Raw genomic sequence first — 22,083 nt, forward strand, 5'->3', positions numbered from 1 at the left:
TGACGGTTTTTTGCTCACTGCGCACCATCGGCCCCTCATTGAGGCCGCCCTGATCGTCGGCACCTTTGAACAGACCCAGACCACACCATAAGAATTTCAAAAACGGGTACACGCTATGATTCCCTCCCAAAGCTCCCGCCTGCCCCCCGTCCTGGGTGCCACAACCGCTGGCGTCGGTAACAAGATCCGCGGCGCCCTGGCCGTGGGCAAAACCCGTTGGGGCATGCTCGCCCTGGTGTTTTTCGCCACCACCCTGAACTACATCGACCGCGCCGCACTGGGCGTGATGCAGCCCATTCTCGCCAAGGAAATGAGCTGGACGGCGATGGATTACGCCAACATCAACTTCTGGTTCCAGGTTGGTTATGCCATCGGTTTCGTGCTGCAAGGCCGACTGATCGACCGGATCGGCGTCAAGCGCGTGTTCTTTTGCGCCGTACTGCTCTGGAGTCTGGCGACCGGCGCCCATGGCCTGGCCACGTCGGCGGTGGGCTTCATGGTCTGCCGATTCATCCTGGGCCTGACCGAAGCCGCCAACTACCCGGCCTGCGTGAAGACCACACGGCTATGGTTCCCGGCCGGTGAACGGGCCGTGGCGACCGGTATTTTCAACGCCGGAACCAACGTTGGCGCGATGTTCACGCCAATGCTGCTGCCGCTGGTCCTGCAGGTGTGGGGCTGGCAGGCTGCGTTCCTGTGCATGGCCGCGCTGGGCGGGATCTGGCTGGTGTTCTGGGGCCTGAAATACTTCAACCCGGAGGATCATCCCAGCGTCAAACAGGCGGAACTGGACTACATCCAGGCCCAGGACGAACCCGATCAGGTCCGCGTGCCCTTCTCCCGTATCCTGCGCATGCGCGGCACCTGGGCGTTCGCCCTGGCCTACTCGATCACCGCACCGGTGTTCTGGTTCTACCTCTACTGGTTGCCGCCGTTCCTGAACCAGCAATACAACCTGGGCATCAACGTGACCCAGATGGGCATCCCGCTGATCATCATTTACCTCACCGCCGATTTCGGCAGCGTGGGCGGCGGGATTCTGTCTTCATTCCTGATCGGTCGCGGTCTGAACCCGATCAAGGCGCGGCTGATTTCCATGTTGCTGTTCGCCTGCTGCATCATCGGCGTGATCCTGGCCGCCGGTTCCAGCAGCCTGTGGATGGCGGTGTTTGCCATCTCCCTGGCCATCGGCGCGCACCAGGCCTGGACCGCCAACATCTGGAGCCTCGTGATGGACTACACGCCCAAGCACATGATGAGCACGGTGTTCGGCTTTGGCGGCATGTGCGCCGCCGTCGGCGGGATGTTCATGACCCAGTTGGTGGGCCACATCCTCACGGTGACCCACAACAACTACACCGTACTGTTCACCCTGATCCCGGCGATGTACTTCATTGCCCTGATCTGGTTGTACTTCATGGCACCGCGCAAGGTGCCGACGCTGGAAAGCTGATACCAGTCAGCCCGGGATTCATCCCCATGTGGGAGCACGGCTTACCCCCGATGCAGGCACCTCGGTTCACTCAGGACCGTATCGTCTTCATCGCGGGCAAGCCTTGCTCCCACAATCGATCCCACCACGGTGCGCGTTAGCTCCGCCGCTGTTGCCACGCCGCCGCCAGCCCGCTGAGGCAGATCAGCACGATGCCGAACACCGTGGTCAACGTCGGCGTATGGCTGAACAGCAACCAGCCCAGCAGGCCGGCAAATACGATCTGGCAATACCCGAACGGTGCCAACAGCGCCGGGGCGGCGAAGCGGAAGGCCTGGGTCAGCATCAGGTGCGCCGTCATCCCACACGCTCCCAACGCAAGCATCATTGCCCCATGCACCAGGCTTGGCACCTGCCAGAAGAACGGCACCAGGGCGCTCATCACCAACGTATTGCACAAGCCGGCGAAGAAGTTGCTGGTGGTCGGGCTATCAATCTCACTGAGCTTGCGAGTGAGCAATTGATAGAAACAGAAAAACAGCGCCGAACAGAACGGCAATAACACCGCTGGCGTGAACAGGTCACCGCCCGGATGGACAATGATCAACACCCCGATAAAGCCGAAGATCACCGCGACCCATTGGCCGCGCGTCACGTGTTCGCCCAGCAAAGGCACCGACAATGCAGTGACCAGCACGGGCGCCAGGAAGTTGACCGCGGTCGCTTCCGCCAAAGGGATGTATAGCAGCGCCGTGGTGAAGAACAGGCTGGTGCCCAACAGACACAACGCACGCGCCAACTGCCATAACGGACGCTTGGTACGCAGCACTCGCAGCCCCGAACGCGGCAGGAAAATCCCTGCCATCAACAGCGTGTGCACGACATAACGCGCCCACACCACCATGATGATCGGATAGAACCCTGAAAGGTATTTGGACAAGGCGTCATGGCTGGAGAACAGGAACGTCGCGCAGAGTATCAACAGGATGCCCTTGAAGGCCTGATTGACGCCGGAAAGCGGAGTGCTGACGGTCATGTAGGAATCCTGTGTTGCTTGATGTAGGGAGCCGAGGTCTGCGACGGCGATTCAGCTGAACAACTCCGATGCCTGGCTGGCGTGTGACAATTCCTCGGTAAACGCAAGCAAGGTCGGCGCCAGCTCATGCAGCCTCGATCGCGTCATCCGGGCGGTGGGGCCGGCGATGCTGAGCACGCCCAAGACCCGACCATCCAGCGGATGACGCACCACGGCTGCAATGGCAGAGGTGCCGACCGCCGAACTTTCCTCGACACAGGCATAGCCCTGCTCCCGGGCCTGACGCAGGTATTGAAGCAGTTCAACGCTGTCACGCGGCGCGTTGGGGCCCACGTCCGCCGGCATTTTCAGGGCCTGGCGGTCCACCAGCGACAGCGCCTCGGCATCGCTCATGCACGCCAGCCAGGCATGGCCCGACGCGGTATAGACCAATGGCGTCTCGCGGCCCATGTCAGGGTCGTAGCGCAACCCGGAGCGAGCGCCCTGGGACTTGGCAATCCAGGTCTGGCGATCACCCTCGATCACACCCAGGCGCACCAGTTCACCGCTTTCCCGAGCCAGACGATCGAGCACCGGCTGCACGATGTCGGCACCACTGCGCGACAGGTAGCGAAAGCCCAGGGCGACCAGGCGGGTCGACAAGTGATAACGCAGGTTCTCGGGATTCTGGCGCACGTAACCCAGGCGCGTCAGTTCAGCAAGCAGGCGGTGCGTGGCGCTCTTGGGAATCTGTAATTGTTCGGCCAACCCTTGCAGAGCCCAGCCGTGGGGATCGCTGGCGAGACTTTCCAGCACATTGAAAACCCGTTCGATTTGACTGCCGGCCATGAAAAATCCAGAGGAGAGAGGCTGATTCCAAAATATGCGAAGTGTAATGCAAATTCTGGAACCAGACATTCATTGTTGACGGATGAACCAAAACCCGTGGCGATTGCCTGAGAGCTCAGGCGTACAGCCTGCGCCTTCAAACGCTAGACTCACTGCGAATGTCTGTCCGTGAACTGGCGGCAACCCCACTCAGCGGCAACACTCTTCATACGGTCAATCAGAGGATTTCCCACATGTTATGGAAAAAAGGTCGCCGCAGTGACAACGTGGTGGACGCCCGCGGTGACGGTGGCGGCGGTGGTGGGATGCGTTTCGGTGGCGGCAAGGGGCTGAGCCTGACGGCCATTGTCCTGATCGTCGGTATCGGCTGGATCACCGGCCAGGACCCCATGCAGATTCTCGGGCAACTGGCCGGGCAGATGGACCAGACCTCGGCCCCCGCCTCCTCCCAAACCCGGCAGGCGCCGCCCGCGAACGATGAACAGGCCGAGTTCGTGCGCTCAATCCTGGGTGATACCGAAGACACCTGGGGCCAGGTCTTCCAGCAGGCCGGGCGCCAGTACCAACAACCCAAACTGGTGCTGTTCAGCGGTCGGGTCAACTCGGCTTGCGGCCTCGCCTCATCAGCCACCGGCCCGTTCTATTGCCCGGCCGATAAACAGGTCTACCTGGACATGAGTTTCTTCCAGGAAATGTCCCAACGGTTCTCCGCCGCTGGGGATTTCGCCCAGGCCTACGTCATCGCCCATGAGGTCGGGCATCACGTCCAGACCCTGCTCGGGGTGTCGGCAAAAATCCAGGAGGCTCGCCGTCAGGGCCGCCAGATGGAAGGCGATGGTGGTCTGCTGGTCCGTCAGGAATTACAGGCCGACTGCCTGGCGGGCGTCTGGGCCAACCATGCACAGAAGCGCCTGAACTGGCTGGAGCCGGGGGACATTGAAGAGGCCTTGACCGCCGCCAACGCCATCGGTGATGACCGCCTTCAGCAGCAGGGCCAGGGCCGGGTAGTGCCGGACTCCTTCACCCACGGCACCTCGGCGCAACGGGTTCGCTGGTTCAAGACCGGGTTTGCCCAGGGTCAGGTCAGCCAATGCGACACCTTCGCGGCAAAAAATCTGTAATGAAGTGGGGCGCCCTCCTCAGCCTGCTGCTGTGCTGCACTTTTACCCAGGCAGACGAACAGGGCGTGGGCGTGGTCGCTCAAGGGCGACTGCAGCTCAAGGGCGGCGCCATGGTCGTCGGCGTGAGTCCCCCCCCGGCGTCTATCCAGCGCGTGTTGATCATCCTCCATGGCCGGCTGCGCAACGCCCAGACCTATCTGCACAGCGCCGAAAAGGCCGCCGCACACGCCGGTCAACTGACCACGACCCTGATCATCGCCCCGCAGTTTCTCAACGAACATGACGTTGCCCGCCATCAGTTGCCCAATGACCTGTTGCGCTGGCAAGGCAACGACTGGATGGCCGGCGGCTTATCCACGGGGCCCAAGGCGGTCAGTTCCTTTCAGGTCATCGACGACATCGTCGCCCGGGTCAGTGACCGGCAGCAGTTTCCCGAGGTGAAAGAGATCATCATCGCGGGCCATTCCGGCGGCGCGCAGGTCGCGCAGCGCTACGCCTTGCTCGCTCGCGGTCAAACCCGGATCGCACCCAGATTCGTCATCGCCAACCCGTCCTCCTATGCCTATTTCGATGCGCAGCGCCCCATGGCCTTCGACCCGGCCGGTTGTCCCGGCTTCAACCATTGGAAGTACGGCCTGCAGAACCTGCCCGCCTATGCCGCCGGGCAACCCCCCACTCAACTGGAAGACAACTACATCAAACGCGACATCGTTTATCTGCTTGGGCAACAGGACATCGACCCTGAGCACCCTGCGCTGGATAAAGGCTGTGAAGCGCAGACCCAAGGGCCGTATCGGTTACTGCGCGGGCAGTTCTTTTTCGACTACCTGACCCGGCGTCATCCCGAGGGGCTGAACCAGCGGCTGATCGAAGTGCCGGGGGTGGGGCATAACGGGGATGGGATGTTCAATTCGGCTGAGGGGCAGAAGGCGCTGTTTGGTCAGTGAGTGGTGTAGTGGTAGACAGGGCCTCATCGCGAGCAAGCTCGCTCCCACAGTAGATCTGCGGTGGACACACACTTTTTGATCGACTCAGATCCCCTTGTGGGAGCGAGCCTGCTCGCGATAGCTATCTATCAGCCAACCCCTCTTTCAAGCCGACAGCATCCGCCGCAACTCCCCGCAATCACGCGCATGCCAGTCCGCCAGCTCCGGCCAAGGATTGTCCGGCAGGTTCACCAGCACCGTCCGCGCCCCCGCCGCACGGCCGCAGTCCAGGTCGAAACGGTAGTCACCCACCATCACCATCGCCTCAGGCGCCACACTCCAGGCCTCGGCCAGTTTCAACAGGCCGCCGGGATGAGGCTTGGGCGGCGCTTCGTCGCGGCCCAGCACATCTTCCACGGCGAAACAGTCCGCCAGACCGATAGCTTGCAGGGTCACGTGGGCCAGTTCGCGAGCGTTGCGCGTCAGGATCCCCAGGCGGTAACCCCGCTGCGCCAGCTCGCGTACCAGCTCGACCGCTCCCGGCGCAGGCCGGGAGCCCAGCGCCAGGTCCCGCTCGTGCTCCAGCAACCAGGCATGCTTGGCTGCGGCTTCGTCGGCCGGCAATGCCGCCAGGTGGGTCAGAATGTCGTCTTCGGCCGGGATCGCCAGGGCCACGCGAATCGCCGCAAAATCATGCACGGCGATGGTCAGCGTACCGTCCATGTCGAACACCCAGTGCCGCACATCGGCCAGACTCATGCCCAGTCCTTGCGGTGGCGAATCAGGCCTTCCTGGGTCACCGACGCCACCAGTTGTCCGGCGCGATTGAACACGCTGCCACGAGAGAACCCACGGGAGTTGCCGGCCCACGGGCTGTCCATCGCATAGAGCAACCAGTCATCGGCACGCAGGTCGGCGTGGAACCACAAGGCGTGGTCGAGGCTGGCGACCTGCATGTCCTTTTGCCAAACCGATTTGCCGTGGGGCAACATCGAGGTGGTCAGCAGACCGAAATCCGAGGCGTAGGCCAGCAGGTACTTATGCAGGGCCGGCGAGTCCGCCAGGGCACCATCGGCCCGGAACCACACGTACTTGACCGGATCGGCCGGCTGCGGATTGTAGGGATCTTTCTCGGTGACCGGGCGCACCTCGATCGGTTTGGGACACAGCAGTTTTTCCCGCATGTGCTCGGGCAGCAGGTGCGCCCGCTGCTGGGTCAGTTCCAGCTCCGAAGGCAGGTTCTCCGGCCCGACCACCTGGGGCATGGAGTTCTGGTGCTCAAAACCCTGCTCGTCGTATTGAAACGAAGCGCTGCACGTGAAAATCGGGTTGCCCTTCTGGATCGCCGTGACCCGGCGGGTGCTGAAACTGCCGCCGTCACGCACCCGGTCCACCTGGTAGACCACCGGCAAGGCCGCATCGCCCGGACGCAGGAAGTAGCCGTGCATCGAATGCACATGACGGGCCTCTTCCACGGTCTGGCTAGCCGCCGACAGTGACTGGCCCAGCACCTGGCCGCCGAACAACTGGCGAAACCCCAGGTCCTGGCTGCGACCGCGAAACAGGTTCTCTTCGATGGGTTCCAGGGTCAGCAGGTCGACCAGATCTTCCAACACGTGGCTCATTCAGACTTTCCTCACACAGCTCAACCGCGCAGTCGGTGCTGCGACGGTGGATCGATTGTTGGCCCGGGCCATTGTGGCGGGCATTGTAAACGTCCGTGTCGGCTAACCGTGCAGGGTCTGTAGCCACTGTTCACGGTTGATACGATAGAGCACATGTTGACGCAATGGATGACCGACGGCGAGCTTTGGGTGTTCAAAGTCATCGGCCGGGTCATGATGCATGCCGATGGCTTGCATGACTTTCTGCGATGGCAGGTTATCGACGGCGGCGAACGCCACCACCTCATCCAGCCCCAGGCGATCGAACGCACACCGCAAGGCCGTCCATGCGGCTTCGCTGGCATAACCCAGGCCCCAATGCTCCCGGGCCAGACGCCAGCCGATCTCGATCGCCGGAGTGAAGTGCGCGTCGAATCCGACCACGCCCAGGCCGGTAAAGCCGATAAAGGCCCCGGTGTCCTTGCGCTGCAGGGCCCACAAACCAAAGCCATGCTCGGCAAAATGCCCCCGCACGCGCCCGATCAGTGCGGCGCTTTCCAGGCGGCTCAGGGGCGCCGGAAAATAACGCATCACCTGCGCATCGGCAGACATGGCGGCAAACTCCGGCAAGTCCGCGTCGCGCCACTGGCGCAGTATCAACCGCGCGCTTTGCAGTTCCAGTATCGGCTCCATTTGCTTCCTCTCCATGCCCCAACGCCTACTCAAGCGAAATCGCCACGCCCAAATAAACGGCCCACGGCCGCTGCCGGGATCAAGGTGGGAGACGCAGGCGCCGTGCCCAGCTTGATCGAGTGAGCCACGCGGCTGCGCCAGGTATCAATTATCGACAGGCTTGGCTTGGCTGGCGAGGAGTTCGTCGCGCTCGTAGGGTGCTACCGGTTCAGACTGCGTTCGTAAGCGGCCAGAACGGTGCGCTCCGACTGCACCAGATAGGCTTCAAGCAGCCGGGTTGCCTCCTCTGATCGTCCTTCTTCGATACAACGCAGGATTGAAACGTTCATATCGACATAGGGCATATGCAGGAACTCCGGATCTTTGAGCAGGCCGAATGCCAGCCGCAGCTCGGCTGATATCTGACCGTAGAACACCACCAATCGCGGGCTGTCGGCGAGTTCGACGATAGCCTTGTGGAACATCATGTTGGCGGTGCCGACAGCCTTCCAGTCCTTGACTTCACGCGCTCGCATGCCCGCCTCCACCGCCTCACGCATATGCAGCGTTCCCGGATGCAGCGGGTAACCCTGGGCAATGGCCTTGCATTCGATAAAGCGACGGACACGATAGATGTCGATGATCGACGCCATATCGGGCACCGCCACGCTCACCCCGCGATTGGGCTCATGTTTGAGCAACCCCTCGCGGGTCAGGACCCTGAACGCTTCCCTCAATGTGTTGCGGGAAATCTGCAGGCTTTCGGCCAGGGCCGCTTCGGACAATCGTTGGCCCGGAACCAGTTCACCTTCGACCAGCATTCTGCGGACCTCCTGGGTAATGGATTCTCCCAGCGAGCGAGGAAGGGAAGGTGAAACGTCGTTCATGTGCAATCCAGAATAAGAATAAGAGAAGTCACTTTGATGTTCCATGAGAGCCCCGCCCATGGCAAGGAGCAAGGGTGTCGCCTGCATCATTAAGTAACACCCACGAGTGACAAGGTTACAATTTGGTGCGAATTGTAGCCTTACACTAAACTGATTGTTGAACAATTCAGAAGCTATAGATCAACACTTCTAGGTCGATGTTTGAGTCCTGGCACGCTCGTTGCTCAATAAAAAATATCTCCCACCGTAGGAATTGATGCCGTGACACAGACAGCCGTGACACAGACCGCTCAAGATTTTACAAAGACGCGACGCGCTTCCCTGATCGCAGCAATTTTCATGATGGCAACGTCCGCCATCGGCCCTGGCTTCATCACCCAGACCGCCACGTTCACGGCCAAAATGGGTGCGGCATTTGCGTTCGGTATCCTGGCGTCGATTCTGATCGACTTCGTGGTTCAACTTAACGTCTGGCGTATCGTCACCCTGACCCGAATGCGTGCCGCAGACGTGGCCAACAACGCGATTCCAGGCAGTGGTTACCTGCTGGCGGTGCTGGTGATTTTCGGCGGGCTGGTGTTCAACGTCGGCAACATCGCCGGGGCCGGGCTGGGCCTGAACGCGTTGATGGGGCTTGATGCAAAATGGGGCGGCGGTCTCAGCGCCTTGCTGGCTATCGGCATCTTCCTTTCCCATCGCGCCGGAGTGGCCGTCGACCGACTGATCGTCGTGCTGGGACTGGTGATGATCGCCCTGACCCTGTTCGTGGCCTTCGCTTCCAACCCGCCACTGGGCGAAGCCCTCTATCAAACCGTCCTTCCGGACCAGATCAACTTCGCCACCATTACCACCATTGTCGGCGGCACGGTCGGCGGTTACATCACTTATGCGGGGGCTCACAAACTGCTGGACCGCGGGACTACCGGGGTAGAAAACCTCCAGGCAGTGACCAAGGCAGCCTTGGGCGGCATCATGGTCACCGGCCTCATGCGCTACATCCTGTTTCTCGCCATCCTCGGCGTTGTTGCCAGCGGCGTAGTCATCGACACCTCGGGCCAGGGCGCCAATCCGGCCGCACAAGCCTTCCAGGCAGCAGCCGGGCAGTTCGGCCTGCGCGTCTTCGGTCTCATCCTCTGGGCCGCCAGTATCACCAGCGTGATCGGCGCCGCTTACACCTCCATTTCCTTTATCACCGTGTTCAAGCCGGACATCACTGAGCAGGGGCGCAACCGCGCCACCACCGTGTTCATCGCTCTGTCGCTGCTGATCTTTGCCCTGATGGGAACGGCTCCCGCCGCACTGCTGCTCTTCGCGGGCGGTTTCAATGGCCTGATACTGCCAATCGGCCTGAGCATCTTTATCTACGTCGGCTGGCGCCGGTCCGACCTCATGGGCGGTTACCATTACCCACGCTGGCTGTTGGTGCTGGGCGCCCTGACCTGCCTGCTGACCTGGTACATGGCAATCAAATCCGTTGGGCCGATCTTCGCCTTCCTCAACGTTGCCTGAGCCCGATAACGAACAAGGAGTCACGTGAATGCCAACCATAGATATCAACAGTGACCTGGGCGAAAGCTTTGGCGCCTGGCACATGGGCGACGATGCCGCGATGCTCGATGTCGTGACCAGCGCCAATGTCGCCTGCGGTTTCCACGCCGGTGACCCGGCCGGCATCCTGCGGACACTGAAAGCGGCGGCGGCCAAAAATGTCACCATTGGTGCCCATGTCGCTTACCCGGACAAAGTGGGCTTTGGCCGCCGAAACATGGACGTGGCCAGCGATGAGCTGACGGCCGACGTGATCTACCAGATCGGCGCGCTGCAAGGCCTGGCCAAAGCCGCCGGCACGTCGGTGCGCTACGTAAAACCCCACGGCGCCTTGTACAACACCATTGCTCACGATCGCCGTCAGGCGCTGGCCGTGATCGAAGCCATCCGCGCGATCGACTCCAACCTCATATTGGTTGCCCTGGCAGGCTCAAGCCTGATTGAACTGGCCCGTAACGAGGGTTTGCAGTGTGTCGCCGAAGCCTTCGCTGACCGTGCCTATACGCCACAGGGCACCCTCGTCTCTCGCCGCGAACCAGGTGCGGTGCTGCACGATCCCAAGCTCGTCGCCCAACGTATGCTGCGCCTCGTTGAAGACGGCTGCCTCGAAGCCATCGATGGCAGCCTGACCAAAATCCAGGCCGACTCGATCTGTGTCCATGGCGACAGCCCCGCAGCGGTGGAAATGGCCCGCGAGCTGCGCCGCGTGCTGGAACAGGCCAACATGTCCTTGCTGCCCTTTGCCGGAGGACGCCCATGAACGCCCTTGATCTCGCCCGCCAGGCGGCCATCGCCGCTGCCCGGGATGCACGCAGCACTTACCGTAACGGCCGGGTCGCCCCCACGGCGGGTATCGCGCCGGGCATGACCCAGGCCAACCTGATCGCCCTGCCGCGCGCCTGGGCGTACGACTTCCTGCTGTATGCCCAGCGCAATCCCAAAGCCTGTCCGATCCTTGACGTCAGCGACGCCGGCAGCCCGAGTACGCTGCTGGCTGAAGGGGCGGACCTGCGCACTGACATCCCGCTGTACCGCATCTGGCGTGATGGAAAGCTGGCCGAGGAAGTCAGCGATGCCACTCAGGCCTGGGCTGAACACGACGACATGGTGGCCTTTTTGATCGGCTGCAGCTTCACCTTTGAAACCGCCCTGCAAGAGGCCGGCATCGAAGTGCGGCATATCACCGATGGTTGCAACGTACCGATGTACCGGACCAACCGTGCCTGCCGCCCGGCCGGACGTCTACAGGGTGAAATGGTGGTATCGATGCGACCGATCCCCGCCGATCGCGTGGCTGAGGCGAGCACTATTTCCGGACGCTATCCCTCAGTCCATGGCGCCCCGGTGCACATCGGCGAACCCGCGCTGCTCGGCATCCAGGACCTGGGGCGCCCCGATTTCGGCGATGCCGTACGCATCGAACCCGGCGAGATCCCGGTGTTCTGGGCCTGCGGCGTCACTCCCCAGGCCGCGGTCATGGCCTCGGGCGTGCCCTTCGCCATCACCCATTCGCCGGGCCATATGTTCATCACCGATGTGCCTGACAGCATCTACCACGTCTAGGAGTCTCCCGTGCGTTTTCTACCGGTCAACCTGGACGCCCTGCTCGTCGAATTGAAAGACCTCGACGAGACACTGGCGTTGTTCGACGCCCTGATGGCCGAGCCGATTGCTGGCGTGGAGGAGATCATTCCTGCCGCACGAACGCTGCTGATCCAATTTCGCCCCAGCGCCATTGCGCAGCAGGCGCTCGTCAATCGTATCGCTAGCCAAGACCTGAGCCAGCGCCGCGCGATCGAGCATCGCCGGGTGGAAATTCCCGTCCATTACAATGGCGAAGACCTCGACGAGGTCGCCACGCTGCTGGGGATCAGCCGCGCCGAGGTGGTCCAACGCCACACCGCCCATGACTACAGCGTGGCCTTCTGCGGATTCGCGCCGGGCTTCGCCTACCTCACCGGCGGTGCGGGTTTCCAGGTGCCTCGCCGACAAACTCCACGTACCCGCATACCCGCGGGTGCGGTTGCCCTGGCGGGGGAATTCAGCGGTGTTTATCCGCAAGCCAGCCCCGGCGGATGGCAGATCATCGGCGTCACGCCTTTGCAGATGTGGGACCTGAACCGCGCTGAATCGGCCTTGCTGCGTCCGGGCTATAAAGTGCGCTTCACCGATGCAGGCCCGCTCCCGGCGGGTGGCCTGCCCGCCCCCACAGCACCGGCAAGTGCCGCCGCGCCCAGCGGCGCCTATCTGGAAATCATCACCCCCGGTTTGCACAGCGTACTGCAGGATATGGGCCGTCCAGGCCAGACCGGCCAAGGCGTATCCCGTTCCGGCGCGCTGGACCTGGGCGCGCTGCGGGCAGCCAACCGCGCGGTCGGCAACCGCTCGGACATGGCCTGTGTGGAATCGGTACTCGGCGGCCTGAGCTTCGTTTGCCATGGCCGTGCCGTGATCGCCGTCACCGGTGCGCAAACCCCGGTCACAATCACCAACGCCAGTGGCCTGCAATGGCAGGCAAGTCACTACCAGCCCATCGAGCTGGACGCGGGTGACCGCGTCAGCCTGGGTTCCCCCCTCGCGGGACTGCGCAGCTACCTGGCGATTCGCGGCGGCTTTGACGTCACTCCGGTGCTGGGCAGCCTGTCCACAGACACCCTGGCCCAGGTCGGCCCCCCGGCGCTCGCCGCCGGCGACCTATTGGGCTTTACGACACTGACAACGGGAACCAGCGTATCGCTGAACGAAGCCCCAGCCTTTGAGCTGCCTACTGCTGCCAACATCGTCACCCTTGACGTGGTCATGGGACCGCGGACCGACTGGTTTACCGAAGACGCCATCCAGCGTCTGAGCAGCCAGCTCTGGCGCGTCACCTCACAGTCCAACCGCGTCGGTATTCGTCTGGCCGGTGAAATACCGCTAGCGCGCAGCAACCACCATGAGTTGCCCAGCGAAGGCACCTCCGTGGGCGCCATTCAGGTCCCGGCCAGCGGCCAACCGGTTCTGTTTCTCGCCGATCACCCGTTGACCGGTGGCTATCCAGTGATCGCCGCAGTCGCCAGCTACCATCTCGACCTGGCTGGCCAGATCCCTATCAATGCGCAGATTCGCTTCAACCCTGTGGACGGCTTCAAAGAGATTCAACCCGTTACGCAAGCTTCTTCAACTGCCGATGTGAAAAAAATTCCATGAAAAAATTACTGATTGCCAACCGTGGTGAAATTGCCGTCCGCATCGCCCGCGCCTGCCGCGACTACGGCGTGCAGTCTGTCGCGGTCTATGCCGACGCGGACATCGACGCCCTGCACGTGCGCCAGGCCGACGAAGCCTACTCACTGAATGGCCAGCGCCCGGCCGAAACCTACCTGGATATCGGCAAACTGATTGCCGTGGCCAAACGCAGCGGCGCCGATGCCGTGCACCCCGGCTATGGTTTTCTGTCTGAACGGGCCGACTTCGCCCGGGCGGTAATCGACGCAGGGTTGACCTGGATCGGTCCCAACCCGCAGACCATCGACGTGCTCGGCGACAAGGTCGAGGCGCGAAAAATTGCCCAACTGGTCGGGGCGCCTCTGGTAGCCGGTACGCCTGGCCCGGTCGAAAGCGCCGCCGAAGTATTGGCCTTTGCCGAACAGCACGGCCTGCCAATTGCCATCAAGGCTGCCTTTGGCGGCGGTGGACGCGGCATGAAAGTCGCCTGGCGCATGGATGAAGTGGCTGAATTGTTCGCCTCCGCCGTGCGCGAAGCGCAAGCGGCCTTTGGTCGTGGCGAGTGCTATGTCGAGCAGTTCCTCGACCGCCCTCGGCACATCGAAGCGCAGATCCTCGCCGACAAACACGGCAAGGTCGTCGTCATCGGCACGCGTGACTGCTCCTTGCAGCGGCGCAATCAGAAGCTGGTGGAGGAAGCGCCAGCGCCCTTTATCAGCGACGAACAGCGCCAGCGTATTCATCAATCCGCTCAGGATATCTGCGCCAAAGCCGGCTACGTCGGTGCCGGCACGGTGGAGTTCCTGCTCAGCCAGGATGGCACCCTGTCGTTCCTTGAGGTCAATACCCGCTTGCAGGTCGAGCACCCGGTGACCGAAGAGACCACTGGGGTGGATCTGGTGATCGAACAACTGCGGATCGCCGACGGTTTGCCGTTGTCCTTCAGTGAGACGCCGACCCCACGTGGCCATAGCTTCGAATTTCGCATCAATGCGGAAGACCCAGGCAAGGGCTTCCTGCCCACCCCCGGTCAGATCACCGATTTCCTGCCACCGTCTGGCCCGGGTGTGCGCCTGGACAGCGGCGTGATAAGCGGCTCGCGAGTGCCCAGCACCTTCGACTCGATGATGGCCAAACTGATCGTCACCGGCGCCACCCGCGAACAGGCTATTGTCCGCGCCCGACGCGCCTTGGCGGAATTCAACATTGAAGGCATTGCCTCGGTGCTGCCGTTCCACCGGGCCGTGATGGACCATGACGACTTCACCGGTGCCGATAAATTCGCCGTGCACACGCGCTGGATCGAAACCGATTTCGCCGAACAGATCACGCTCGCCCCACGTACCGCGGTATCGGCCGACCCAGGCATCCTGCGCACGTTTGTCGAGATCGACGGCAAGCGCCACGAACTGGGCCTTCCGGCTGCGCTGCTGCGAGGCGTCAGCCTGAACGCAGCGGGTACCGCCAGCGAAAGCACGGCCCCCTCCGAGGTCACTGATCCGCAGGCGGTACTGACGCCCGTGGCGGGTAATCTGCATACCTGGGTCGTCGAAGACGGCGAGTCGGTGAGCACCGGGCAAGTGATCGCGGTTGTAGAAGCCATGAAAATGGAAACCTCGGTCCTCGCACCTTGTGAAGGCCAGGTGCAGATCGCCAAACAGGCCGGCGACTATTTTGAAGCCGGCTCCGTCATTGGCCGCATCAAAACAGCTCTCTGATTTAAAACTTTTCTTTTCGCAGTCAGTACGCGCAACGGGGTAATAACCCGGTTGCCGCGTGCTGCCCGCAGAAAACTGTAGATGTAACTTTGCAATCAAAATAACGATAAAACCCAACACATAAATCTGCTGTTATCTGGAGCATAAAGAGCATGTCAATCAATAAGACTTTGGCTATTGCGGGTACTTGCGCGTTGATTTTCCCTTTTACGGCATCTGCAGATTTTATTGCCGACAGTAAGGCCAGTGTGGAACTGCGTAACTTCTACTTCAATCGTGACTTTCGCAACGGTCCTCCCACGACCCAGCGGGACTCGGCAAAAGAATGGGCCCAGGGCGCCATGTTGCGATTCGAGTCAGGTTATACCGCCGGCACCGTGGGCCTGGGCATCGACGCGGTTGGCATGCTCGGCCTCAAGCTTGACGGCGGTGATGGTTCCGGTGGCACGGGCCTGTTGCCGGCTGACCTTAGTTCGAAAAACGGCCGCGGCTCACAGGACGAATATTCCAAACTTGAGTTGACGGCCAAGGCGAAGGTGTCGGAAACCGCTCTAAAGGTTGGCTCACTCGCCTTCCGTACGCCCGTGGTATCGAGCAATGACACACGCCTGTTGCCCTCCACCTTCGAAGGCGCGCTACTGACCTCCAAAGACATTGATCAGTTGGTCCTGCAAGGCGGCAAGCTGGAGCAAATCAAGTTCAACAGTTCCTCGAACTATCAGGACTTCACGGGTAACCGCATCGGCGGTGTCAGTGATGACTTCCGCTTTGCCGGCGGTACTTACAGTTTCAACAAAGCCCTTAGCACAAGTCTGTTCTACGGCAATCTAGAAAATGTCTATCGACAGTTATTTGGCGGCGTCGTCTATGAAATACCTCTTGCCGCGCAACAGTCGCTGAAGTTCGATCTACGTTATTCGAAAAGTACCGATGACGGTAACTTCCGCCCCCTCGATAACCGCGCCGCGAACGGACTGGTTGCCTACACTCTGGGCGCCAACGTGTTCACCGCCGCCTATCAACGCATGAGCGGTGACGATCCCTTCCCGTACATTGCCAATAGCGACCCATACTTGGTCAACTTCGTCCAGATCAATGACTTTGCCAACACCCAAGAGCGCTCCTGGCAGCTGCGTTATGACTACAACTTCGCCGCGCTGGGCATTCCCGGGCTGACGTTCATGAGTCGTTATGTCCAGGGTGACAACGCGTTGGTCGGGGGCAGTAATACGGGCAAAGAGTGGGAGCGCGATACGGATATCGGTTACGTGGTCCAAAGCGGTTCGCTGAAAAACCTCGGGGTCAAACTCAGAAACGCTACGGTTCGTTCGAACTTCAGCAATGACCTGGATGAAACCCGCCTGATCGTCAGTTACACATTAGCGCTCTAAGAATCACCGCATCCCCTGTGGGAGCGAGCTTGCTCGCGATGGCGGCTGACCAGCCTGCATGGATGTTGGCTGACAGATCGCTATCGCGAGCAAGCTCGCTCCCACAGGGATCTGTGCTGATAGAATGCCCCGCTTATTCCCGTCCTCCGCAGCTCACGCCATGACCCCAACCGTCTGCCCCCATATCCCAAATGTCGCCATCATCGGCGGCGGCCCTGCCGGCCTGATGGCGGCCGAGGTGTTGAGCCAGGCCGGGATACAGGTCGACCTGTACGACGGCATGCCTTCGGTGGGCAGGAAATTCCTGCTGGCCGGTGTCGGTGGCATGAACATCACCCACTCGGAAGACTTCACGCCGTTCCTGTCCCGCTACGGCGAGCGCGCGCCCAATATCGCCCCGCTGCTGCGGGCATTCGGCGCCAACGAGTTATGCCAATGGATTCACGGATTGGGCATCGAGACCTTTGTCGGCAGTTCCGGGCGGGTATTTCCTACCGACATGAAAGCCGCCCCGCTGCTGCGCGCCTGGCTCAAACGCCTGCGCGATGCCGGCGTGATGATCCATACCCGCCATCGCTGGCTGGGCTGGAACCCCGACGGCAGCTTGCTAGTCGCCGCTGCGGACGGCGAAAAAACACTGCGCCCCACTGCGACATTGCTGGCGCTGGGCGGTGGCAGTTGGTCACGCCTGGGCTCCGATGGTGCCTGGATGCTGCCACTGGAACAGCGCGGTGTAGGCCTTGCGCCCTTGCAGCCGAGCAATTGCGGATTCGAAGTGCCGGCCTGGAGCGATCTGATGGTCAGCAAATTCGCCGGCGCCCCGCTGAAAAATATCGCCATCGGCCTGAATGACGATGTACCGCGCCTCGGTGAATGCGTGATCACCGCCACCGGCATCGAAGGCAGCCTGATCTATGCCCTGTCGGCGCCGATTCGCGAAGCCATCAACCAGCACGGTAGCGCGACGATCCATCTGGACCTGCTGCCGGGCCGGCCTGTGGATAAAATCCAGCAAGCCCTGAGCAAGCCACGCGGTTCACGCTCAATGGCCAAGCATCTGCACAGTCAATTGGGTATCGACGGGGTCAAGGCTGCGTTGCTGCGCGAGCAAACGCCTGCCGATTGTTTCGCCGACCCGGCGCGGCTGGCCCAGGCAATCAAGGCCTTGCCCATCACCCTGGTGAAACCCCGCCCGCTGGACGAAGCCATCAGCAGTGCCGGTGGCGTGACCTTCGAAGCCCTGGACGAACGCCTGATGCTCAAGCAGATGCCTGGCGTGTTCTGCGCCGGGGAAATGCTCGACTGGGAAGCACCGACCGGCGGCTATCTGCTCACGGCCTGCTTTGCCAGCGGCCGGGCGGCTGGGCTGGGAATGTTGGAGTGGTTACAGCGCAAGGTTTGAAAACCCAGGCGCGGCCATCGCGAGCAGGCTCGCTCCCACATTTGATTTGTGTACACCGTCAATGTGGGAGCGAGCCTGCTCGCGATGGCGGCCTGTCAAACGCTGCGGGTCATCAAGGCTTACGCTTGCGCGGCCCGGTATTGAACACCGGCACTTTACGCACTGGCTTGACCGAGGGCTCCACGGGCGAGGCGTCGCCGCTGTCGACCCACTTGCCCAGGTTGCGCTTGCCGCCACCGCCCGAGGCTTTCGGTTTCTTCGGTTTTTTCGGCTTCTTGATAACCTGGCCGCTGGCATCGGTCTCCGGCACCCGATGTTCAGGCTCGAAGTCCTGTTCCATCTGCCGTGGCAACGTCTGACGGGTCAGGGTTTCGATGGCTGACAGCAGATTCACTTCATCGGCGCAGACCAGGGAAATCGCTTCCCCGGTGGAACCCGCCCGGCCAGTACGACCGATACGGTGGATGTAATCCTCGGCGACAATCGGCAAATCGAAATTCACCACCAGCGGCAAGTCTTCGATATCCAGCCCACGAGCGGCGACGTCGGTGGCCACCAGGATCTGGATCTCACTGGCCTTGAAACGGTCCAGCGCGCGCTGGCGGGTGGCCTGGGGTTTATCGCCGTGGATGCCGTCGGCATTGACACTCATGCCCTGGAGTTTTTCCACCAGCGCATCGACACCGTTGCGGGTCTTGGCAAATACCAGCACCTGTTTCCACTTGTTCTTGCGCATCAGGTGCACAAACAACTCTGGCTTGCGCTTCTTGTCCACCGTCACCACCCATTGCTTGACGGTGTTGGCGGCCACGTTGCGCGGGCTCACTTCGATGCTCAACGGGTCGTTGAGCATTTGCCCGGCCAGCAAGCGGATCGCGTCGGAGAAGGTTGCCGAGAACAGCAGCGTCTGGCGCTTCTTCGGCAGCGCTTTGTAGATATTCGCCAGTTCCTCGGAGAAGCCCAGGTCGAGCATGCGGTCGGCTTCGTCCAGCACCAGGGTCTGCAGCTGATTGAACTTCAGCGCGTTCTGGCGGAACAGGTCGAGCAAGCGTCCCGGCGTGGCGACCAGCAGATCAACCCCTTTGCGCAGCTTCATCATCTGCGGGTTGATGCTGACACCGCCGTACACCGCATAGGTGCTCAATGGCAGGTTCTGCGCGTATTGGCGCACGCTTTCGTGGACCTGCTCGGCCAGTTCACGGGTCGGCACCAGAATCAGCGCCCGTACCGAGTTGGCGCTGACCTTCGGCCCCTCGGTGGTCAGCAACTGCAACAGCGGCACGGCGAAACCGGCGGTCTTGCCGGTGCCGGTCTGGGCCGCGGCCATCAGGTCGCGACCGGCCAACACCGCCGGCATGGCTTGGGCCTGCACCGGGGTTGGGGTCTGGTAGCCGAGCGTCTCGAGGGCGCGCAGCAAGGGTTCGATCAGGCCAAGGGTGGCGAAAGTCATGGAAGTACCGTAGGAAAATCAGCGCAAGGTGTGCAATGCGCGGCAGTTTACCCTAAATCAGGATTCGGCCGGCGCAGGCTTGGGTTTGCGCCACTGGGGCAATCCGATCAACACCACGGCACTGATGATCACCAACATCGCCAGGGCCTCTTCGATCCCGATGGTTTCACCGGCGAACACAATGCCCAGCAACACCGCCACCGCCGGGTTGACGTAGGCATAGCTGGTGGCCGCCGCCGGACGTACGTGCTTGAGCAGGTACATGTAGGCGTTGAAGGCAATGATCGAACCGAAGCAGGTCAGGTAAGCCAGTGCGATCCAGCCTTCCAGCGGCGGCATGCTGTCCAGGTGTTCGCCGCTGGCCACGCTGCCGATCAATAGCACCACACCGCCCACCAGCATTTCCACGGCACTGGCCATCGCCCCCGCCGGCACTGGCAAGTGTTTGCTCAGCACCGAACCGAAGGCCCAGGACGCCGCCGCGAACAGCAGCAAGGTCGCGCCCAGTGGACTCGATTGCAGGTTGGAACCGAGGTTGAGCATGGCAATGCCGATCAACCCCAGCACAATCCCCGCCCACTCCAGACGGGTATTACGGGCGCCCCAGAAATATCCGCAGAGCAAGGTAAACAACGGCACCGTCGCCACGGCCAGCGCCGCCACCCCGGACGCCACACCCGTGTGTTCGGCGACACTGACCGCGCCATTGCCGAAACTGAGCAACAACACGCCGATGACAGCCCCCGCCTTCCACTGCGCCCAAGTCGGTGCCGGCGCCCCGCGCCAGCGCAGGAAACCGTACATCAGCGAGCCGGCGATCACGAAGCGAATCCCGGCCAGCAGCAGCGGCGGCCAATGCTCCACACCGATGCGAATCACCAGGTAGGTCGACCCCCAGATGACGTACAAGGCAAAAAATGCAGCGATCAATGGCAAGGGGAAACGGCGTGGGCCAGACATGGTCAGCTCGAAGTCAGGACAATGAAAGACGCTATTCTAGAAAGGCGACAGGCGGAAAATAAGTTACAAAACCTGTTTATCCGAACCGTACACTTTTAAAAACACGGAGATCAGCGTTATAAACCGTACTTTCGAAAGTCAGCCCCTTGGGAGCCCGAACCGTGGATAAATACGACCGCATGCTGCTCAGCGCCCTGTTGGAAAACGGTCGTGCGTCCTATGCCGAACTGGCCCGCAAAGTGAACCTGTCGGCCCCGGCCGTGGCCGAGCGGGTCAGCAAGCTGGAAACCAGCGGCGTGATCACTGGCTACCAGGCGAAAGTCGACATGGCGAAAATCGGCTTGCCGGTGCAGTGCGTCATCGAACTGCGCATGAACCAGCACGGCAACCAGAAGACTTACGATGAACTGTGCAGGATCCCGCAACTGACCGAATGCCACCGGGTGACGGGCGACCCGTGCGTGATCATGCAGGCGGCGGTCGGCTCGATGCCGGAACTGGAAGAGCTGATCAACCGCATCGCCAAGTTCGGTTTCAGCAAGACCTCGATCGTGCTGTCCAGCGCGATTGAAAAGCGGGTGCCGTTGGGGCAGTTGGAAGGTAACGGGAAGTAATCGCGCCAACACACATCAGAACGGTGGGAGCGAGCCTGCTCGCGATGGCGGTGTATCAGTCAACTTAGTTGCCGACTGAACCGACGCTATCGCGAGCAGGCTCGCTCCCACAGTGGCTTGTTGGGGGGTGTTTTCAGAACCCGCGATGCCGCTTGAGGTGCTCGTTGATCTTCGCCGCCGGCACTTTCTGCAAACTGCACAGCAAATCGTGGGACAACTCCCGCAGCCCGTGCTGTTGCCGCAGTTGCGTCGCCAGGTGCGCGGTGAGGTTGGCGGCCATTTCGGCGTCGGCCATGGCCCGGTGAGCCTGGCCGGTGTGGGGCAGGCCGGCGAAGGTGTTGAGCGTGCCGAGCTTGTGGTTCGGCGCCGTCGGCATCAGGCGCCGGGCCAGCAGCAGTGAACAGGCAAAATTCTGCAAGCGGGTGCGTTTGATCCGGCCTAGCTCGAAATCCCAGAACTTCTGGTCGAATGCGGCGTTGTGGGCCAGCAGCGGCGTGATGCCGACGAACTCGTTGACCTCGTTCATCACCTTTTCCGCCGGCGGGGCGCTGCGCAGCATGGCGTTGCTGATGCCGGTCAGTTGCTCGATGAACGCAGGCACGCGCACACCGGCGTTCATCAGGCTCTGATAGCGATCCACAATCCGGCCCTGTTCGAGAATCACCACGGCGATTTCGGTGGCCCGGCAACTGCTGCTCGGCGTGATGCCGGTGGTTTCAAAGTCGATGACTGCGATGCGTTCCAAACCTGTCTGAACTCCGTAAAAATCAATTCTTGAGCAGCAACGCGCCTTCGATCGGCACGTAGCGGCTGGCGGCGCGAATCAGCGAGTTGGCCGTCAGCCCCGGTACGCCATAAGCCACCGCCTGGACCCCGTGTTTGCTGATGATGCGTTCGAGCAGCATGTCGAAATCGCCATCACCGGAGGCCAACACCACTTCGTCAACGTGATCAGCGGCGTCCATGATGTCCAGGGTGATGCCCACGTCCCAGTCACCCTTGGCCGAGCCGTCGCTGCGCTGGATGTAAGGCTTGAGCTTCACGACAAACCCCAGGTTGCGCAGGATCTGCTGGAATTGCTGCTGCTTGCTGTCGCCGCGATCGATCGCATACGCGTAGGCCTCGACGATCTGCCCCTGCTTGCTGACATCGGCCCACAAGGCCGCGTAGTTGAAATGGCAACCATAAGCCTGGCGCACGGTGTAGTAGAGGTTCTGGACATCGGCGAACACTGCGATTTTTTTCACCGCGTTTCCTCTTGAATGCACAAGCCGGCAGAGCGGGCCC

The 22,083-nt window shown here is 61.6% G+C and carries 21 protein-coding genes; 11 read left to right on the forward strand and 10 right to left on the reverse strand.

Annotated features, from left to right (window positions below):
* Positions 1-115 precede the first annotated feature (115 nt).
* The gene (locus T3A99_RS00145; RefSeq protein ID WP_047229562.1) at positions 116-1,453 is read left to right on the forward strand and encodes an MFS transporter; all 1,338 of its coding nucleotides are present in this window, start codon (positions 116-118) and stop codon (positions 1,451-1,453) included.
* Positions 1,454-1,589: 136 nt separating this feature from the next.
* On the opposite strand, the gene T3A99_RS00150 is transcribed toward T3A99_RS00145, so the two are convergent.
* Complete coding sequence (locus T3A99_RS00150) at positions 1,590-2,468, reverse strand: DMT family transporter (protein WP_107322970.1); 879 nt, start codon at positions 2,466-2,468, stop codon at positions 1,590-1,592.
* 51 nt (positions 2,469-2,519) lie between these two features.
* Complete coding sequence (locus T3A99_RS00155; protein ID WP_047229560.1) at positions 2,520-3,296, reverse strand: IclR family transcriptional regulator; 777 nt, start codon at positions 3,294-3,296, stop codon at positions 2,520-2,522.
* Positions 3,297-3,529: 233 nt separating this feature from the next.
* Between T3A99_RS00155 and T3A99_RS00160 the strand changes: the two genes are divergently transcribed.
* The gene (locus tag T3A99_RS00160) at positions 3,530-4,417 is read left to right on the forward strand and encodes a neutral zinc metallopeptidase (protein ID WP_047229559.1); all 888 of its coding nucleotides are present in this window, start codon (positions 3,530-3,532) and stop codon (positions 4,415-4,417) included.
* On the forward strand, positions 4,417-5,364 hold the full coding sequence (locus T3A99_RS00165; protein ID WP_322833846.1) for an alpha/beta hydrolase: 948 nt from the start codon (positions 4,417-4,419) through the stop codon (positions 5,362-5,364). Before T3A99_RS00160 ends, T3A99_RS00165 begins: the two co-directional genes overlap by 1 nt.
* A 144-nt stretch (positions 5,365-5,508) precedes the next feature.
* Here the strand turns inward: T3A99_RS00165 and T3A99_RS00170 are convergent, their stop codons facing one another.
* The 4 genes from T3A99_RS00170 to T3A99_RS00185 form a co-directional block, all read right to left on the reverse strand.
* On the reverse strand, positions 5,509-6,102 hold the full coding sequence (locus T3A99_RS00170) for an HAD family hydrolase (protein WP_047229557.1): 594 nt from the start codon (positions 6,100-6,102) through the stop codon (positions 5,509-5,511).
* Complete coding sequence (gene tesB, locus T3A99_RS00175; RefSeq protein WP_047229556.1) at positions 6,099-6,968, reverse strand: acyl-CoA thioesterase II; 870 nt, start codon at positions 6,966-6,968, stop codon at positions 6,099-6,101. Before tesB ends, T3A99_RS00170 begins: the two co-directional genes overlap by 4 nt.
* Before the next feature lie 102 nt (positions 6,969-7,070).
* On the reverse strand, positions 7,071-7,640 hold the full coding sequence (locus T3A99_RS00180; protein WP_047229555.1) for a GNAT family N-acetyltransferase: 570 nt from the start codon (positions 7,638-7,640) through the stop codon (positions 7,071-7,073).
* A 200-nt stretch (positions 7,641-7,840) separates the two neighbouring features.
* Entirely contained in the window at positions 7,841-8,506 is a 666-nt protein-coding gene (locus T3A99_RS00185) for a GntR family transcriptional regulator (RefSeq protein ID WP_076386424.1), read from the reverse strand.
* A gap of 276 nt (positions 8,507-8,782) precedes the next feature.
* On the opposite strand from T3A99_RS00185, the gene T3A99_RS00190 reads away from it, so the two are divergent.
* The 7 genes from T3A99_RS00190 (at position 8,783) to T3A99_RS00220 (ending at position 17,772) form a co-directional block, all read left to right on the forward strand.
* A complete protein-coding gene (locus T3A99_RS00190; protein WP_076386749.1) occupies positions 8,783-10,015 on the forward strand; it encodes an NRAMP family divalent metal transporter in 1,233 nt (410 codons plus the stop codon).
* Between the two features lie 28 nt (positions 10,016-10,043).
* Complete coding sequence (locus T3A99_RS00195) at positions 10,044-10,814, forward strand: LamB/YcsF family protein (protein WP_274091360.1); 771 nt, start codon at positions 10,044-10,046, stop codon at positions 10,812-10,814.
* Positions 10,811-11,617 (forward strand): putative hydro-lyase, encoded by an 807-nt coding sequence (locus T3A99_RS00200; RefSeq protein ID WP_274091361.1) that lies wholly within the window; start codon positions 10,811-10,813, stop codon positions 11,615-11,617. Before T3A99_RS00195 ends, T3A99_RS00200 begins: the two co-directional genes overlap by 4 nt.
* A 9-nt stretch (positions 11,618-11,626) precedes the next feature.
* Entirely contained in the window at positions 11,627-13,243 is a 1,617-nt protein-coding gene (locus tag T3A99_RS00205; protein WP_274091362.1) for a 5-oxoprolinase/urea amidolyase family protein, read from the forward strand.
* The gene (locus T3A99_RS00210; RefSeq protein WP_274091363.1) at positions 13,240-14,979 is read left to right on the forward strand and encodes an acetyl/propionyl/methylcrotonyl-CoA carboxylase subunit alpha; all 1,740 of its coding nucleotides are present in this window, start codon (positions 13,240-13,242) and stop codon (positions 14,977-14,979) included. Before T3A99_RS00205 ends, T3A99_RS00210 begins: the two co-directional genes overlap by 4 nt.
* A 152-nt stretch (positions 14,980-15,131) precedes the next feature.
* Positions 15,132-16,370 carry an OprD family porin gene (locus T3A99_RS00215; RefSeq protein ID WP_274091364.1) on the forward strand — a complete coding sequence of 413 codons (1,239 nt, stop codon included), beginning with the start codon at positions 15,132-15,134 and terminating at the stop codon, positions 16,368-16,370.
* Positions 16,371-16,530: 160 nt separating this feature from the next.
* Positions 16,531-17,772, forward strand: a complete 1,242-nt coding sequence (locus tag T3A99_RS00220; RefSeq protein WP_274091365.1) for a TIGR03862 family flavoprotein — start codon at positions 16,531-16,533, stop codon at positions 17,770-17,772.
* Positions 17,773-17,884: 112 nt separating this feature from the next.
* Here the strand turns inward: T3A99_RS00220 and T3A99_RS00225 are convergent, their stop codons facing one another.
* Together T3A99_RS00225 and yedA are read right to left on the reverse strand one after the other, a co-directional pair.
* Positions 17,885-19,222: a DEAD/DEAH box helicase gene (locus T3A99_RS00225; protein WP_047229546.1), complete on the reverse strand. Its 1,338-nt coding sequence runs from the start codon at positions 19,220-19,222 to the stop codon at positions 17,885-17,887.
* A 57-nt stretch (positions 19,223-19,279) separates the two neighbouring features.
* The gene (gene yedA, locus T3A99_RS00230; RefSeq protein WP_274091366.1) at positions 19,280-20,182 is read right to left on the reverse strand and encodes a drug/metabolite exporter YedA; all 903 of its coding nucleotides are present in this window, start codon (positions 20,180-20,182) and stop codon (positions 19,280-19,282) included.
* A 161-nt stretch (positions 20,183-20,343) separates the two neighbouring features.
* On the opposite strand from yedA, the gene T3A99_RS00235 reads away from it, so the two are divergent.
* Positions 20,344-20,796, forward strand: a complete 453-nt coding sequence (locus T3A99_RS00235; RefSeq protein ID WP_047229544.1) for an Lrp/AsnC family transcriptional regulator — start codon at positions 20,344-20,346, stop codon at positions 20,794-20,796.
* Between the two features lie 133 nt (positions 20,797-20,929).
* Here T3A99_RS00235 and T3A99_RS00240 read toward each other — a convergent pair whose 3' ends face one another.
* Entirely contained in the window at positions 20,930-21,541 is a 612-nt protein-coding gene (locus tag T3A99_RS00240) for a PolC-type DNA polymerase III (protein ID WP_047229543.1), read from the reverse strand.
* Positions 21,542-21,563: 22 nt separating this feature from the next.
* Positions 21,564-22,043, reverse strand: a complete 480-nt coding sequence (locus T3A99_RS00245; protein WP_003185707.1) for an NYN domain-containing protein — start codon at positions 22,041-22,043, stop codon at positions 21,564-21,566.
* Positions 22,044-22,083 lie beyond the last annotated feature (40 nt).

This window comes from Pseudomonas sp. N-137 (assembly GCF_034555295.1).
GTDB classification, from domain to species: Bacteria; Pseudomonadota; Gammaproteobacteria; order Pseudomonadales; family Pseudomonadaceae; genus Aquipseudomonas; species Aquipseudomonas rhizophila.